Source organism: Streptomyces sp. NPDC057137, assembly GCF_042670825.1.
GTDB lineage: Bacteria > Actinomycetota > Actinomycetes > Streptomycetales > Streptomycetaceae > Streptomyces.
Genome location: NZ_JBHUUW010000015.1, coordinates 28,419 through 43,345, shown reverse-complemented (window position 1 = coordinate 43,345; position 14,927 = coordinate 28,419). Strand labels below are relative to the sequence as shown.

General features: G+C 70.6%; 11 protein-coding genes. 3 read left to right on the top strand and 8 right to left on the bottom strand.

The annotated features are described in order from the left end of the window. Positions 1 to 4: 4 nt before the first annotated feature. Positions 5 to 514, top strand: a complete 510-nt coding sequence (locus tag ACFT9I_RS15305) for a DUF1203 domain-containing protein (protein ID WP_382564381.1) — start codon at positions 5 to 7, stop codon at positions 512 to 514. A 55-nt stretch (positions 515 to 569) separates the two neighbouring features. Here ACFT9I_RS15305 and ACFT9I_RS15300 read toward each other — a convergent pair whose 3' ends face one another. The 4 genes from ACFT9I_RS15300 to pepN all read right to left on the bottom strand — a co-directional run bounded on the left by ACFT9I_RS15300 (position 570) and on the right by pepN (position 9,198). Continuing rightward, positions 570 to 1,598 carry an aspartate-semialdehyde dehydrogenase gene (locus tag ACFT9I_RS15300; protein ID WP_382564379.1) on the bottom strand — a complete coding sequence of 343 codons (1,029 nt, stop codon included), beginning with the start codon at positions 1,596 to 1,598 and terminating at the stop codon, positions 570 to 572. 194 nt (positions 1,599 to 1,792) lie between these two features. Beyond that, positions 1,793 to 5,098, bottom strand: a complete 3,306-nt coding sequence (locus ACFT9I_RS15295) for a S8 family serine peptidase (protein WP_382564378.1) — start codon at positions 5,096 to 5,098, stop codon at positions 1,793 to 1,795. A gap of 196 nt (positions 5,099 to 5,294) precedes the next feature. Next, positions 5,295 to 6,383, bottom strand: coding sequence for a hypothetical protein (locus ACFT9I_RS15290; RefSeq protein ID WP_382564376.1), 1,089 nt, complete (start codon positions 6,381 to 6,383; stop codon positions 5,295 to 5,297). Positions 6,384 to 6,573: 190 nt separating this feature from the next. Then, entirely contained in the window at positions 6,574 to 9,198 is a 2,625-nt protein-coding gene (gene pepN, locus ACFT9I_RS15285) for an aminopeptidase N (protein ID WP_382564375.1), read from the bottom strand. 162 nt (positions 9,199 to 9,360) lie between these two features. On the opposite strand from pepN, the gene ACFT9I_RS15280 reads away from it, so the two are divergent. Then, positions 9,361 to 9,999 carry a DsbA family protein gene (locus ACFT9I_RS15280; protein WP_382564373.1) on the top strand — a complete coding sequence of 213 codons (639 nt, stop codon included), beginning with the start codon at positions 9,361 to 9,363 and terminating at the stop codon, positions 9,997 to 9,999. A gap of 18 nt (positions 10,000 to 10,017) precedes the next feature. On the opposite strand, the gene ACFT9I_RS15275 is transcribed toward ACFT9I_RS15280, so the two are convergent. Then, positions 10,018 to 10,752, bottom strand: coding sequence for a TetR/AcrR family transcriptional regulator (locus ACFT9I_RS15275; protein WP_382564371.1), 735 nt, complete (start codon positions 10,750 to 10,752; stop codon positions 10,018 to 10,020). 133 nt (positions 10,753 to 10,885) lie between these two features. On the opposite strand from ACFT9I_RS15275, the gene ACFT9I_RS15270 reads away from it, so the two are divergent. Continuing rightward, positions 10,886 to 12,127: an MFS transporter gene (locus ACFT9I_RS15270; RefSeq protein WP_382564370.1), complete on the top strand. Its 1,242-nt coding sequence runs from the start codon at positions 10,886 to 10,888 to the stop codon at positions 12,125 to 12,127. A 32-nt stretch (positions 12,128 to 12,159) separates the two neighbouring features. On the opposite strand, the gene ACFT9I_RS15265 is transcribed toward ACFT9I_RS15270, so the two are convergent. From ACFT9I_RS15265 to ACFT9I_RS15255, 3 genes are all read right to left on the bottom strand, one after another. After that, on the bottom strand, positions 12,160 to 13,401 hold the full coding sequence (locus tag ACFT9I_RS15265; RefSeq protein WP_382564368.1) for an amidohydrolase family protein: 1,242 nt from the start codon (positions 13,399 to 13,401) through the stop codon (positions 12,160 to 12,162). A 115-nt stretch (positions 13,402 to 13,516) separates the two neighbouring features. Further along, positions 13,517 to 13,960: an Rrf2 family transcriptional regulator gene (locus ACFT9I_RS15260; RefSeq protein ID WP_382564366.1), complete on the bottom strand. Its 444-nt coding sequence runs from the start codon at positions 13,958 to 13,960 to the stop codon at positions 13,517 to 13,519. A gap of 282 nt (positions 13,961 to 14,242) precedes the next feature. Further along, positions 14,243 to 14,887 carry a superoxide dismutase gene (locus ACFT9I_RS15255; protein ID WP_382564365.1) on the bottom strand — a complete coding sequence of 215 codons (645 nt, stop codon included), beginning with the start codon at positions 14,885 to 14,887 and terminating at the stop codon, positions 14,243 to 14,245. Positions 14,888 to 14,927: the final 40 nt, after the last annotated feature.

Here is a 14,927-nt window from a genome sequence, read left to right as displayed (position 1 = left end):
TGCCATGACGCATCACATCGCACAGCACGTCGCACGTCCCATCGAGCCCGCCGCCCTCAAGGAACTCCGCGACACCGACGACGCGGGCGCCACCCGCACCCCGTTCACCGACACCGAGGGCGGCCACCCGCTGCGCTGCTGCCTGCGCCCCAGCCGCGTGGGCGAGCGGATCACGCTCGTGACATACGCGCCGCTGCGCCGCTGGGCCGCCGAGACCTGGGCCAAGCCCGGCGCGTACGACGAGCAGGGCCCCGTCTTCATCCACGCCGAGGAGTGCGAGGGCCCGGCCGCGGACGCGGCCGGCTACCCCTTCGCCAGATCCGGCGCGCTGCGCACCGTGCGCCGTTACGACTCCGAGGGGCGCATCGTCGGCGGCCGGCTGCTGGAGATCCCCGAGGCGGCGGACGAGGGCTTCGACGGGGCGTTCGCGGAGGCCTTCGCGGACCCGGAGGTGGCGCTCGTCCACGTACGGGCGGTGGAGTACGGCTGCTTCCACTTCGAGGTACGCCGCTGACGCCTCAGGTGCCGGACGGGTTTCGGGCCCGTCCGGCGCCTCGGGACCGAAAGTCCTAGCCGCGCGGCTCCGCCGCGACCAGTTCCGCGATCTGCACCGCGTTCAGCGCGGCGCCCTTGCGCAGGTTGTCGTTCGAGACGAACAGCGCCAGGCCGTTCTCCACCGTCTCGTCGTCGCGGATGCGTCCTACGTAGGAGGCGTCCTTGCCCGCGGCCTGGAGCGGTGTCGGGATCTCGGACAGTTCGACCCCGGGGGCGTCCTTCAGCAGCTCGTACGCCCGCTCCACGCTGATCGGGCGCTCGAAGCGGACATTGACCTGGAGGGAGTGGCCGGAGAAGACCGGCACCCGCACACAGGTCCCGGAGACCTTCAGCTCCGGGATCTCCAGGATCTTGCGGGACTCGTTGCGGAGCTTCTGCTCCTCGTCCGTCTCGAAGGAGCCGTCGTCCACGATCGAGCCCGCGAGCGGCAGCACGTTGAAGGCGATCGGGCGCTTGTAGACCGTCGGCTCGGGGAATTCCACGGCGTCGCCGTCGAAGGTCAGCCGGTCGGCGTTCTCGACGACCTTGCGGGCCTGGTCGTGCAGTTCGGCGACGCCCGCGAGCCCGGAGCCGGACACGGCCTGGTAGGTGGTGGCGACGAGCGCGGTGAGACCGGCCTCGTCGTGCAGCGGGCGCAGCACGGGCATCGCGGCCATCGTGGTGCAGTTCGGGTTGGCGATGATGCCCTTGGGGCGGTTGGCGACCGCGTGCGGGTTGACCTCCGAGACCACCAGCGGGACCTCGGGGTGGCCGCGCCAGGCGGACGAGTTGTCGATCACGACGGGGCCCTGGGACGCCACCTTCTCGGCGAGCGCCCTGGACGTGGCGCCGCCCGCGGAGAAGAGCACGATGTCCAGGCCGGTGTAGTCGGCGGTGGACGCGTCCTCGACGGTGATCGGCTTGCCCTGCCACTCGATGGTGGATCCCGCGGAGCGGGCGGAGGCGAACAGCCGCAGCTCGTCGGCCGGGAAGTTCCGCTCGGCCAGGATGGTGCGCATGACTGTGCCGACCTGACCGGTGGCTCCGACGATTCCGACCTTCACAGGGATTCCTCCGTACGTACATGCGGCCCGGGTGCCGCGTCCATGATGCGTCTCCCCGAGCCCGCCTTGTCCAATCCATTCCGCTGGTCGGGACGGTGCGGCGTCGGTCACAGGGCAGGCGACGTACGTAAGGGGCGGGCGCCCGTCCGGACGCCCGCCCCTCTTCCTACGTGACCACCGTTACGGCGTGACCGTTACGGCAGGACCTTCTCGATCACGACGCTGCCGGTGCCCGCGGCCGTACCGCGCGCGTTCAGCAGCTGGACCTCGCCGAAGAACTGCCGGCCCTCCGGAGCCGCGCCGGCCACCGTCACCTCGGCGGAGACCTCCGCCGACGCGCCGTTGGCGAGCTTCACCGGAGTGTCGCCGACCGTGACCTTGCCGAGCGTCGCGGAGTAGAAGACGTCCCGGTAGTCGTACTCGGTGGTCCCGGCCGGGACCGAGTAGCCGTCCACCACGAAGGTGTACTCACCGGCTGCCGGCGCGATCAGGCTGACGGCCTCCTCGGAGTCGCCGTCGGCGGCCTGGCCGACGAGCACGCCGTCCCGGTAGACCGAGAGGTCCAGGTCCGCCGAGTTGTCCGAGGTGCCGCCGATGGCCACGTCGAGCCGCTCGACGCCCGCACCGAGGGTGACGGTCGTCTCCTTCTGCTCGCCCTGGGCGATCGAAGGCCGGTCGACCTTCGCCGAGCCGAGCGAGCCGCCCGCGAGCTTGCCGTCGATGGCGGCGAACCCGTTGGTGACGGTCCACGCGACCGGGGCCGGCGTACCGATCTTGGCCTCGGGGAGCGTGGTGACCGCCGGGTCGAACGAGGCACCCAGCACGGTGACGTCCAGCTTGTACGGGTTGTTCAGCAGCGGCGACGTACGACGCGACTCGACCTCGATCTCCCAGACGCCCGGCGTCGGGTCCGCGTATGAACGCAGATCCGGACGGCAGGTGTTGGCCGGGTTCACATAGTTCGGGTAGCAGAAGATCGTCGAGCTGTCCTCCATCTGCACGCCCTGCGGGTGCAGGCTGATGAAGCGCGTCTGGCTGCCCGCCGCGAGTCCGCCGAGCGCGACCTCAAGGGTCTTGGCGCCCTCGGGAACGGTGACGAAGTACGACTCGGTGCCGTTGCGCTCGACCGAGCCCAGCGACGAGTACGTGAACGAGGGCTTCGCCAGCTTCTTGGAGACGACCACCGTGGTGAGGATCTGCTTGTCCACGCCCGTGCTGGAACGGTCGTCCAGTTCGAGGATGGCGCTGTGCGCACCGGCCTGGTCGGCCTTGGCCTGCACGGTGACGGTGACCGGCTTGTTCTTCGGCAGCTTGACGTTCTTGCCGCTCAGCAGCTTGAAGGTGCCGTCGTTGTACTTCCAGTTGAGCTGGTGCGCCACCAGGCCCTGGGGACCGGTGGTGCGGGTGATGGTGACGTCGTACGTCCGGCTCTTGCCGGCCTGGAGGCCGCCCTCGCGGTCGTACAGACCCGTGCCGAAGCCCGGGGTCTTGAGCGCGAAGTCGATCGAGGTGTCGACCGGGGCCTTGACGCTGTACTCGTTGGCCTTGGCACCGTCCTTGATCGCGTCCCACGCGCCGACGACGTCGATGAGGCCCGCGCCCTGCTCGTGCGCCTTCTTGCCGGCGATCTTGGTGGCGGTGGAGGTGAGAGCGGTGCGCAGCTTCGCGGGGGTCAGTTCGATCCCCTTCTGCTTGGCCGCCGAGAGCAGCAGCGCGCTCGCGCCGGTCGCCTGCGGCGAGGCCATCGAGGTGCCCTGGAGCATCGAGTAGCCGGGCGGCAGCGAGTAGCCGGCCTCGGCGACGGGGCCGCCGGGGTACCAGGTCTGCGTGGTGTTGATGGCGGCGCCGGGGGCCGTGATGATCGGCGCGAAGCCACCGTCCTCACGCGGACCGCGGGCGGAGAACGGCATCATGTCGTAGTCGGTCGTGACGACCGAGCCGTAGTTCGCCGCCCAGGTGTCCTTGGAGATGGAGGCGCCGACCGAGATGACCTTGTCCGCGACGGCGGGGTCGCTGATGGTGTTGGTGCCGGGGCCGTCGTTGCCCGCGGAGATCACCAGCTGGACGCCGTAGGTGTCGATGAGCCGGTTGTACAGCTCGGCCCGCGCGTTGTTGCCGTCGTTCAGACCGGGCAGTCCGCCGATGGACATGTTGACGATGTCCACGCCGCGCTCGATGACGAGGTCGGCCATGCCCTCGGTGAGGGCGATGTTGGTGCAGCCGCCGCTCCAGGTGCAGGCGCGCGAGGAGACCAGCTGGGCGCCGGGCGCCGCGCCGTTCATCTTGCCGCCGAACAGGCTGTTGGCCGCGGTGATACCGGCGACGTGCGTGCCGTGCGAGCCCTCGATGACACCGATGTTGACGTAGTCGGACTTGACGCCCGCGTTGTTGACGACGTCCTCGCGGACCTCGATGACGAACGGGATGCGCTCGACGATCTCGGTCTTCGGGTTGTCCTCGCCGAAGTAGCCGATCTGGAAGCCGTTCTTGTACGGCTTCATGATCGTGTCGTTGCCGAACTTGGCGTCGTTGTTGAGGTCGACACGCACGGTGCGGGTGCCCGCGTCGTACAGCAGCGCCCAGACGTCGGTGGTGTCGCCGTCCCGGTTCAGGTCACCGGCCATGTCGCCGCCGCGCGTGGCGGATTCGGCGAACAGGTTGAACTTGTAGCTCCCGGCCGGGGCCGAGTACGTCCGGCCGTTGACCGTGAACGACGGGCCCTTGACGTCGAGCTGCATCGGACGCCACGTGCCGTCACCGTCGTTGACCGGGTCCGTCGCGGTGACCCAGTCGACGATCTTGCGCTCGCCGGTGCTGGTCTTCTGCAGCGACGGGTGACCCAGGTCGACGCCCGAGTCGAGGATGCCGATGGTGACCCCGCGGCCGTCGGCCTTCGGGTTCTGCTTGACGAAGTCCACCGCACCGGTCTCGAAGGACGGGTTGTACGGGTTCTTCGCCGGGGTGTTCGCGCCGGGCGCCGTCGCGGCCTTGGCGCCCTTGGCCTTCGCCGCGCCCTTCACCGTGTCGGCGGCGGGCGTCGGGTCGTCCAGCTCGATCTCGTGCTTGAGGTCGATGCCGTGGACGGAGGAGAGCTTCTGAGCCGCCTTGAGCGCGGCCTCGGCCTTGCCCGTGGGCAGGGTGGCCCGTACGTAACCGAGCTGGTCGTACGTCTTGCCGACCACCGCGCCGGACACGGCGTCGAACTGGTCGGAGACCTGCTCGGTCTGGCCCGGCGCCGTGGCCACCATGACGGTGACGTTCTTGTCGCCCTCGGCGACGGCCTTGTCGAGCAGGTCGACGTCGGACGAACCGAGCTTCTCGGAGGCGGACTTGGCGGGTTTCACAGGTGCGGAGGCGGCCGGGTCGTCGGCAGCCGGAGCGGCGAAGACAGGCAGCGCGCCGGTGGCTATCAGCGCGGCGGCCAGGCCCGTGGCGGCGGCGACCCGAGCCACGCGTCTCGGACCGGATATGGAGCTCTCGGATTCGGAGGTCATCAGCATCCCTGGTTGTGAAAGAGACAGTCCGGAATTCGGTACCGGATGACCGCTCAGCTTTGCGTAAATGACCAGGGTTTGTGGAGAGCTGTCGGTGTCGGGAAGTGGCGGTGGCGTACATCCGCCACCGGGCGCCGTCCGCCATCGAGGATCAACCGCCCTATATCCGGGCTTCTTACCGCCCGGCCGTTGTCGCCGGTCCTCACCGCGGCAGTACGACCACGCGTGCCGGGGGCTCCCGGTCGGCCGCCGCGAGCAGGGCCGTACGGACCACCGTCGACTGCAGCTCCATCGAGTCACGCAGCTTCCTGGGCGTCAGATGGACGACGGTGACGCCGAGCCGCTCCAGGTGCTCGCGCTTGCGGGCGGACTCCGACCACTCGACGTCGTCCTGCGGCGTCCCGCCGTGGCGCGGCGCGCGGGTGTCCAGCTCCACGGCGACCGCGTGGTCGGGCCAGTAGGCGTCGACGCCGCCGAGGTGCGGGCCGCCCGGCAGGCGCAGGTCGACGTTCCAGACCGGCTCGGGGAGCCCGTACGTGCGCACCATCTCGTAGAGCCGGTCCTCGGCGATCGCCCGGCCGGCGGCGAGCAGCGAGTCGACGGCGTCCACGACATGCGGCCGGGACAGCAGCCGGGCCTGGCTCAACTCCCGTACAACCGCCGCCGGTTCACAGTGCGCGTCCCGCACGGCCTCGGTGAGCAGCAGGCGTACGGCCGCCGCGTCGGTGAGTCCGGCGACCGCGTCGGCCAGGGCGCGCGCGACAGGCGCGACGGGGAGGCCGGTGACCCGCTCGGCGGCGGGCAGCGCGTGGGCGCGCACGATGCGGACGCAGCCCGTGGAGCGCAGTCGGCGGGTGCGGGGGACGAGTACGTCGATATGGGTCAGGGCGGTCAGTGCGGGGGCCGAGGAGAGGCCGTGCAGGGTGAGGGCGGCGAGGCCGGTGATCATGGCGGTGTCACGGCGGGCGCCGGCACCGGTGCCGGCGGGCTGCGCCGGGACGTCGCCGCGCGCCGTGCCGCCGGCCGGGCGGCGTTCCGCGTACAACAGGGCGCCGCGCAGGCGTTCTTCGCCGGTGGGCGGGCCCTGGTGGAGCAGGAACACCCCCGGCAGCAACTGCTGCCAGGGGCCCCCGGGCGCGCAGCGCGCGGCGGCGCGCGCGGCACTGACACCGTGCTCGCGCAGCTGCGCGGCGGACAGGACGCGCCGCCGCGTGCCGTCGAGGTGGCTGAGCGGGCGGGGGGAGAGCGGGGAGGGGGTTTCGCCGCCGCAGGAGGTGGAGGAGTTGTTCATGTCCGGGGCTTCCCCGCGAACGGACCACCTGCTAACCGCCGTTACGAGCCCGTCGACAAATCCGGACAAGCTCGTCCTAAAGTACGGACGTTCGATTGCCGATCAGACGGGGCGCTTTCGGAGTGGGCGGGCGCTTCCGGGTCAGGTGGGGCGCTTTCGGACACGCCCCACCCACGACCCGCGCGCCCGCTCAGGCCGACGCCGCCGCGCCCGCCGCCGCGTCGCACGCCTGGGCGGCCAGCGCGCGCGCCAGGTCGTCCCGCGCCTCAAGTACGAGTCGGCGCAGGGCCGGTGGCGCGTCCGGGTGCGCGGTGAGCCAGGCGTCCGTGTCGCGCACCGTCTCCGGGCGGTCCTGCAGGCTCGGGTACAGCCCCCGCACCACATCCATGCCGATCTGGATCGAGCGCTCGGCCCACACCTCTTCGATCACCTCGAAGTACTTCTCCGCGTACGGCGCGGTCAACGCCCGCTGCCCCGGCTGCGCGAAGCCCGCGATCGTCGCCTCCACCAGCGCGTTCGACAGGGCGTCGGAGTCGACGACGTCCGACCACGCGGTCGCCTTGACCTCCTCCGAGGGCCGCGCGGCCAGGCAGCGGACCTGATGGCGCTTGCCCGACGCCGTGTCGTCGCGGGCCAGTTCCGCCGCGATCACGGACTCGTCGGCCAGGCCGTGCGAGGCCAGCGGACGCAGGAAGCTCCAGCGCAGCTCCTGGTCGACATCGAGACCGTCGACCTTCGCCGTGTTCCCCAACAGGCCCCGCAGCAGCTGGAAATCGGCGTCCGAGGTCGCGGTCGACGCGAAGAACCGCGCCCAGGTCAGCTGGTGCTGACTGCCCGGCTCGGCCAGCCGCAGCTCGCCCAGCGCGCCCTCCGCCAGCGCCGCCGCGCCCTCCTCGCGCCAGGCGGGCGCCGCGTAGTGGATCAACGCGCCCTGCGCCCAGGCGTGCAGCATCTGGAGCACGCCGATGTCCGATTCGCGCCCGGCGAAGCGCAGCACCAGAGCGATGAAGTCCCGGGCCGGCATCAGCCCGTCACGCGTCAGATTCCACAGCGCCGACCAGCACAGCGCCCGCGCCAGCGGGTCGGTCAGTTCGCCGAGGTGCTCGCGCAGCGTCTCCAGCGAGCCCTCGTCGAACCGGATCTTGCAGTACGTCAGGTCGTCGTCGTTGACCAGGATCAGGTCGGGCCGCTCGGCCCCGGCCAGCTCCGTGACGACCGTACGCGGCCCCTCGACGTCGACCTCGGCGCGCGCGTACCTGACCAGCTCGGCGTCCACGCTCTCGCGCCGGTACAGCCCCACGGCCACCCGGTGCGGGCGCAGTTCGGGGTGCGACTCGGGGGCCTCCTGGAGCACGGCCAGCTCCGTCAGCCGCCCGGAGGCGTCGTAAGTGACCACCGGGGTGAGGGAGTTGACGCCCGCCGTCTCCAGCCAGGAGCGTGACCACGACGTCATGTCGCGCCCCGACGTCTCCTCCAGCACCGACAGCAGGTCGCCCAGCCGGGTGTTCCCGTACGCGTGCCGCTTGAAGTAGCGCCGCGCGCCCTCCAGGAACGCCTCGCGCCCGACGTACGCGACGAGTTGCTTCAGCACCGAAGCGCCCTTGGCGTAGGTGATGCCGTCGAAGTTGAGCTTGGCGTCCTCCAGATCACGGATGTCGGCCGTGATCGGATGCGTGGACGGCAGCTGGTCGGCGCGGTACGCCCACGACTTGCGGCTGTTGGCGAAGGTCACCCACGCGTTGGTGAAGCGGGTCGCCTCCGCCTGCGACAGCGCGCCCATGAAGTCGGCGAACGACTCCTTGAGCCACAGGTCGTCCCACCACAGCATCGTCACGAGGTCGCCGAACCACATGTGCGCCATCTCGTGCAGGATGACGCTCGCGCGGCGCTCGTACGACGCCTCGGTGACCCGGCCCCGGAAGACGTAGTCCTCGCGGAAGGTCACACAGCCGGGATTCTCCATCGCGCCGATGTTGTACTCCGGCACGAACGCCTGGTCGTACTTCCCGAAGGGATACGGGTAGTCGAAGTTGTCGTGGAAGAAGTCCAGGCCCTGCTTGGTCACCAGGAAGATGTCGTCGGCGTCGAAGTGCCGGGCGAGACCCTTGCGGCAGAGCGCGCCGAGCGGGATCTCCAGGGTGGAGCCGTCGGGCAGCGCGCGCCGGTACATGTCGGTGACATGGTGGTACGGCCCGGCCACGACGGCCGTGATGTACGTCGCGATCGGCCTGGTCTCGGCGAACGTCCACACACCGGTGCCGGTGCCGGCGCCGGACCCGGTCGCCGCGCCGTTGCTCCAGACCGTCCAGCCCTCCGGCGCGGTCACCTCGAAGCTGAACGGCGCCTTCAGATCCGGCTGTTCGAAGTTGGCGAAGACACGGCGCGCGTCGGCCGGTTCGTACTGCGTGTAGAGATAGACCTCGCCGTCCTCCGGGTCGACGAAGCGGTGCATGCCCTCGCCCGTACGGCTGTACGCGCACTGCGCGTCCACGACCAGCACGTTCTCGGAGGCCAGGCCGAACAGCGCGATCCGCGCGCCGTCGAACACGACGGACGGGTCCAGCGGGCGCCCGTTCAGCGTCACCGACGTCACGCTCGGCGCCACCAGATCGACGAAGGTGGCGATGCCCGGCTGCGCCGAGCGGAAGCGGATCGTCGTCAGTGAGCGGAAGGTGCGTGCCGCGCCGCCCCCCGGCGAGTTGTCCGGCGCCTCACCGACCGCCGAACGCAGGTCGAGGGCGACCTCGTACCCGTCGACGGACAGCAGCTCGGCCCGCTCGCGGGCCTCGTCGCGGGACAGATTCTCACCGGGCACGGGCACTCCTTCGTGTGCGTGTTTTTGCCTACAACGGTTCGAATTCTCCCACGGGCCATCTGCCGGGAGCGTTCCGGGAATGACCGCGGCGGCCCGTGGCGTTGCCGGATACGTTGCCCATCGCTGGACCTGACCCGTTCTTTTCCGAGGAGAGACGCGCCCATGAGTGAGACGAAGACCAAGACGCCGGTCGACTTCTGGTTCGACCCGCTCTGTCCGTGGGCGTGGATGACGTCCCGCTGGATGCTGGAGGTCGAGAAGGTCAGGGACGTCGAGGTCCACTGGCACGTCATGAGCCTCGCCGTACTGAACGAGCCGAAGCTCGACGAGCTTCCCGAGCAGTACCGGGAGGGCATGAAGGCCGCGTGGGGCCCGGTCCGCGTCGTGATCGCCGCCCAGCAGCTGCACGGCGACGAGGTCGTCGGCAAGCTCTACACCGCGCTCGGCACCCGCTTCCACAACCTCGGTGAGGGCAACAGCCTGGAGTCCGTCTCCGCCGCGCTGGCGGACGTCGGCCTGCCGGCGGACCTCATCGAGTACGCGGAGAAGGACACGTACGACACCGAGCTGCGTGCCTCCCACAAGGAGGGCATCGACAAGGTCGGCCAGGAGGTCGGCACCCCGGTGATCGCGGTGCCCGGCTCGGACGGCGAGCAGATCGCCTTCTTCGGCCCGGTCGTCACCCCCGCGCCCAAGGGCGAGGAGGCCGCCAAGCTGTGGGACGGCACGCTGATGGTCGCCTCGATTCCCGGCTTCTACGAGATCAAGCGCACCCGTACGCAGGGGCCGATCTTCGACTGAGCCGTCTCAGTCACGGCGTCACGGCCCGCGCCGTCGCGCGCGGGCCGCGATCCCCTCGACGAACACGTCCAGGGAGAACTCGAAGAGGGTGTCCGGCGAGTCAATCTCCAGCTCGCCGGCCCCGCCGAGGTGTGCCAACTCCACCTCGGCCACCGATTCCCCCGCTTCCGCGCGCAGCCACGGCGGCGGCGACTGCCCCAGCTCCGCCGGGTCGAGATGGGCGGGCGGTCGGTCGTGGAGTGAGTCCGTGAACTCCACGAAGCCCACGACCAGCCTGATCGACTCCATGCACGCGCGATAGGCGTCCTGCGGCGTGAGCCCGGCCGCCGCGAAGAACCCGATCAGCGCGTCCACGTTCCGCAGCATCACCGGATGCCGGGCCATGGTGATGTTCTCGCTCAGCGCCAGTGTGGTCATGCCGGGATGCGCCCGGTGATGCGCCCGCAGGTCGCGGCAGAACGCGCGCAGCGACTCCCGCCAGCCGCCCGGCGCCGGGTCCAGCTCCGGCGGTCGCCACGCCGCCTCGAAGATCTCGGCCGCGACGGTGATCAGGTCGCGCCGGTCCTCGACGTAGTTGTAGAGCGCCCGTGGCGACACCCCGAGTTCGGCGGCCAGTGACCGCATCGTCAGCTCGGCGGCCCCGTGCTCCCCGAGGAAGTCCAGCGCCGCCCGCCCCACGGATTCCCGGGTGAGGGTGGCGCGCCCCTTGCGGTGGGTGGGCCGGCGCCGGGCCGACGAATGGTCGCTGCTCATCAGGGCCCGAGGCTAACAATCGGGCGGACCCCGCGCTGAACTTCACACATGTTGACTTTAAGCTCCCAGCCGTCCAAGGTTGCTCAGGCAAGGCTCACCTAACCCCTCGCCCAGCCCCTTCCTGGAGTCGTACATGCGCCTGGCCGGCCTCGTCATGGATGTCACCCCGCTCCGCGAGAACCGCGACTTCCGGCTGCTCTACGCGGGCTTCGTCGGAGCGCTGTTCGGCACGCTGATGACGAGCGTCGCCGTCGCCGTACAGATCTACGACCTCACGGGCTCACCGCTCCAGATCGGCCTCGTCAGCCTCGCCCGCGCACTGCCGCTGGTGGTGGGCGTCCTCGTCGGCGGTGTGCTCGCCGACCGCGCGGACCGCCGGAAGCTGATGCTCGTCACCCGGCTGCCGCTGACGCTCGTCGCCGCCGCCCTCGCGGTCAACGCCCTCCAGCCCGAGCCCCGGCTCTGGGTCATCTACGTCGCGACCGGGTGCACCGGACTCCTCGCCGGGCTCGGCGGCCCCGCGATGCTGGCCGCCATCCCCGCGCTCGTCGGCACCGAACGCCTCGCGGCGGCGGGCGCGTTGACCGCCGCGTCCACGCAGTTCGCCGCCCTGCTGGGACCGGCCGCCGGCGGGCTGCTCATCGCAGGGCCCGGCCTCGCCGCCTGCTACGCCGTCGACGCCGTGGGATTCCTGGTCTTCTCGGTGGCGCTGCTCTTCGTACGGCCGCTGCCGCCCGCGCCGGGCGACGCCGGGGCCCGCACCAAGGGCGTACGGCAGGCGTTCGCGGCGGTCGGCGACGGGGTGCGCTACATCCGGGGCCACCGCCTCATCGTCGGGCTCCTGCTCATCGACGCGGCGGCGATGGTCTTCACGATGCCGCAGGCCCTCTACCCGGTGCTGGCCGACGAGCAGTTCGGCGGCGGCCCCGGCGTTGTCGGCCTGCTGTACGCCGCACCCGCGCTCGGCGCCCTCGTCGGCGCCGCGACCAGCGGCTGGACCGCCCGCGCCGGCGGCCACGCGCTGATCGGAGCCGTACTCCTGTGGGGCGTCTCGCTGACCGGCTTCGGGCTCACCTCGCTGCTGCCGCTCGCACTGGTCCTGCTCGCCCTCGCCGGGCTCGGCGACCTCATATCCGAGACGCTGCGCTCGGCGCTCCTCCAGCACGGCACACCGGACGGTCTGCGGGGCCGGGTCAGCAGCCTCTGGATGGTCCAGGCGACGGTCTCACCGGCGCTCGGCAACGCGGCGGTCGGGTTCCTCGCGGAGCTGACGAGCGCGTCCGCCGCCGTCGTGACCGGGGGAGTGGTCTGCGTGGTGGCCGCGCTCGCGGTCGCCGCCGCGTTCCCGGCGCTCCGCCGGGCCACGCTGGGGTGACCGAGAGCCCGGCCTGATCGGCAAGACACCCCCTAGCGCTTGTCGACGACGAGTTCGCCGTTCAGGATCACCATGCCGAGGTCGCGGAGGCTGCCGATGTCCGCGGTGGGATCGGCGTTCAGTACGAGCAGGTCGGCGCGCCTGCCGGGGGCCACCGCGCCGAGGTCGGGGCGGACGCACTGCCGCGCCGCGCCGCTGGTGCCCGCGGCCAGCACCTGGGTGGGCGTCATCCCGGCCGCCACCATGAGTTCGGCCTCGTCCAGGGTGTTGGCTCCGAACAGCCCCCGGCCGCTGAAGGTGTCGCTGCCCAGCGCGATGGGCACGCCGGCCTCGGCGACCTTCTTGAGGTTGCCACGGGCGTCCGGGTGGGCATCGTCGATCCAGAGCGTGGGCGTGTAGGTGATGCCGTGTTCGAGCATCAGGTCGATGAGCGAGTGGTCGGTGAGGGGCTCGACGGTGACACCGTGCTCCAGGCCGTCCGCCCCGGCCTCGATCGCCTCGCGTGCCGCGGCCTGCTGGGTGGTGTGGACGGTGACCCGCAGACCCCGCTCATGCCCGGTCTCGATACCGGCCCGAAGGAGATCGGGGGGAAGCCGTTCCAGCTCGACACCACCCGGAAAGGCAGGATTCTGCCAGAGGTACTTCGGCCCGCCGGCGTGTGCGCACGCGCCTTCCGACAGGAGTTTGATCGCGTCCACCTTGCGGTCGGCGAGGTGGTGCACCAGGTCGCGGATCTGCCGCACGCTGTCGACCTCCCCCGTGAAGTGCTGGCGCGCCCAGGGGTTTTCGCTGAAGACAGTGGCGGCGGGATGCCCGTCGCGTCCGGTGATACCGCAACCGGTCGCCAGCAGCCGCGGGCCCCGCAGCGCGCCCGAGGCGATTCTCGCCCGCGTGTCCAGGATGCCGCCCGTCGGATCGCCCACCGACTTGATGGTGGTGATCCCGTGGTCGAGGAACAGCCCGAGCCTTCCGGGAAGCTCGCTCTCCTCGAAGGCCCGCATGGAATCCGGATCGGCGACCGCGCGCACGTCGTAGAAGTGGATATGAGTGTCGATCAGGCCCGGTACGACCCATCCCTCGGCCGCGTCCAGCTCCTGTCTGCCCCTGAGCGGTTCGGCCGAGACGGAGGCGATCTCCCCGCCGTTGATGGCGATGTCATACAGACCGGCGAGCGCCTGGCGGCCGTCGAAGACATGGGCGCGACCGATCACGAGGTCGTAGGTCGCGGGGCCATGAGCCCCCGTGCTCCCGGTCGCTTCGGATTCCTGGGGCATCGCTCTCATTCCTGGTGCGTTCCGGGGAGAAAAACTGCAACCAAACCGGTTGCAGTCAGGTCGTGCGTCAAGACGCGAGGTGGACGTGTGTCAGCGCCTGGTCAGTGATTCCTCATCAGTGATTCCCCGGTTCGCTGTCGGAGGCCAGTATCTGACGCAGCAGGCCGGCGATCGTCGTCCTGCCGAGCCGCTCCTCCAGGGCTCGTTCCGCGCTCTGGAACTCGGCGTCGAGCAGATCGCCGATGTTGCGTCCGACCTCGCACGCCCCGCTGGGCGGACGGGTGTGCCGCGAGAAGATCTGCCCCTCCTCGACGGCGGCGTACGCGTCATGGAGCGTGATGTCCCGCGGGTCACGGGCGAGGGACCAGCCGCCGCCCCGGCCTTCGGCGGACCGCACCAGGTCGGCGTCTCGCAGGCGGCCGAGAATGCGCCGCACGAGGACCGGATTGCTCTCCAGGCTGTCCGCGATCTCCGCGGACGTCAACGAGCCCCCACGCCGGTGCGCCAGCATCGCCAGCGCGTGAATCGCGACCGCGCTCCTGCTGCTGAGCCCCGCCATCTCCTGCTCCTTGCCGTCACCGGTTAACTGCAACCACAGTAGTTGCGGTTTGATCGGCAATCAACCGAGCCGCCTCGAAGCCCCCGCGTCGACCCGGTCGCACCCTCCCCGCTCGCGGCGCCGGGCCGTCGACCTCCGGTGGCGCATGGAAGGACCCCCGCGAGTGTGGAAGGACCCCCGCGAGTCATGTCCTCGCGAGGGTCCTTCGTCATTCCGTCCGCAGGTGAAGGTTGAGAAGACGATCACGAGCAGGACGCCTGTGGGGGCGGTGCGGGCGCCGCGTCAGGGGGCCAGGAGCAGGACGTTGTCCCGCTCCTTCGCCGCCGCGTAACGCTTCGCCACGTCCTGCCAGTTGACGACGCGCCACATCGCCTCGATGAAGTCCACCTTCTGGTTCTTGTACTGAAGGTAGAACGCGTGCTCCCAGGCGTCGAAGACCAGGACCGGCACGGATCCCTGCCCGACGTTGCCCTGGTGGTCGTAGACCTGCTCCACGATCAGCCTGCCGCTGACCGGCTCGTACGCCAGGACGCCCCAGCCGGAGCCCTGCGTCGTCGCCGCGGCCTTCGTCAGCTGGGCCTTGAAGCCGGTGAACGAGCCGAACGACTCGGTGATCGCGGCGGCCAGGTCACCGACACCGTCGGCCGCCAGCGGCTCGCCGCCGCCGTTGTCGCCCGTCATGTTGTGCCAGTAGATCGAGTGGAGGATGTGCCCGGAGAGATGAAAGGCGAGGCTCTTCTGGAGGCCGTTGATCGCGCCCCAGGACTCCTTGTCGCGCGCCTCGTCCAGCTGCTCCAGGGTGTCGTTCGCACCCTTCACGTACGCGGCGTGGTGCTTGTCGTGGTGGAGCTCGACGATCTGGGGGTTGATGACCGGTTCGAGCGCCGCGTAGTCGTAGGGAAGTTCGGGGAGTGTGTAGATGGCCATGGCCGAGCCCTCTCGCTGCTTATTGCACATCCTATGCAAC

Bases quoted from the DNA above. Each gene is read 5' to 3' on its own strand.
- ACFT9I_RS15275 (WP_382564371.1), bottom strand. From the start codon at position 10,752: ATGAGCAGCGACCATTCGTCGGCCCGGCGCCGGCCCACCCACCGCAAG.
- ACFT9I_RS15260 (WP_382564366.1), bottom strand. From the start codon at position 13,960: ATGGCGGGGCTCAGCAGCAGGAGCGCGGTCGCGATTCACGCGCTGGCG.
- ACFT9I_RS15255 (WP_382564365.1), bottom strand. From the start codon at position 14,887: ATGGCCATCTACACACTCCCCGAACTTCCCTACGACTACGCGGCGCTC.
- ACFT9I_RS15280 (WP_382564373.1), top strand. From the start codon at position 9,361: ATGAGTGAGACGAAGACCAAGACGCCGGTCGACTTCTGGTTCGACCCG.
- ACFT9I_RS15305 (WP_382564381.1), top strand. From the start codon at position 5: ATGACGCATCACATCGCACAGCACGTCGCACGTCCCATCGAGCCCGCC.
- ACFT9I_RS15265 (WP_382564368.1), bottom strand. From the start codon at position 13,401: ATGCCCCAGGAATCCGAAGCGACCGGGAGCACGGGGGCTCATGGCCCC.
- ACFT9I_RS15270 (WP_382564370.1), top strand. From the start codon at position 10,886: ATGCGCCTGGCCGGCCTCGTCATGGATGTCACCCCGCTCCGCGAGAAC.
- ACFT9I_RS15295 (WP_382564378.1), bottom strand. From the start codon at position 5,098: ATGCTGATGACCTCCGAATCCGAGAGCTCCATATCCGGTCCGAGACGC.
- ACFT9I_RS15290 (WP_382564376.1), bottom strand. From the start codon at position 6,383: ATGAACAACTCCTCCACCTCCTGCGGCGGCGAAACCCCCTCCCCGCTC.